Origin of the sequence: Pseudomonas sp. HMSC057H01, assembly GCF_001836405.1 — a bacterium.
Lineage (GTDB): Bacteria > Pseudomonadota > Gammaproteobacteria > Pseudomonadales > Pseudomonadaceae > Pseudomonas > Pseudomonas aeruginosa.
Window position 1 is genome coordinate 1 of the sequence record NZ_KV828451.1, and the last position, 400, is coordinate 400.

Consider the following 400-nt stretch of genomic DNA (forward strand, 5'->3'; position numbering starts at 1 on the left):
TGGACCAGCATGACAGGGGCAACCTGGTCAGCGATACCGGCATCACGCTCGATCTGAACAAGGGAAGCCTGGTCAATCGCGCTCAAGGCCTGATCGCCACGCCTGGCACCTTGCTCCTGCGCCAACTCGGCGTGGTGGACAACAGCGGTGGGGAAATCTCCAGCGACCGCGCGTTCACTCTTGCCACCTCCGCGTTGAACAACCAGGGGGGACGCCTGCTCAGCGGCGGAGCCCTGACCTTGCGTATCGCGCAGGCCCTGGACAACAGCCTCGAGGGGATTGTCTCCGGTGCCGGAGGTCTGGATATCCAGGCATTCGTCCTGGACAACCGTAGTGGCTCCATCGGCAGCAAGGGCGCCATCGATATCGGTGTGACCCGCCTGGAAAACGACGCTGGCAC

The 400-nt window shown here is 63.5% G+C and carries 1 protein-coding gene; it reads left to right on the top strand.

The features are described from left to right. On the top strand, positions 1-400 hold a 400-nt coding region (locus HMPREF2581_RS12270), incomplete at both ends, for a hypothetical protein (RefSeq protein ID WP_034010996.1).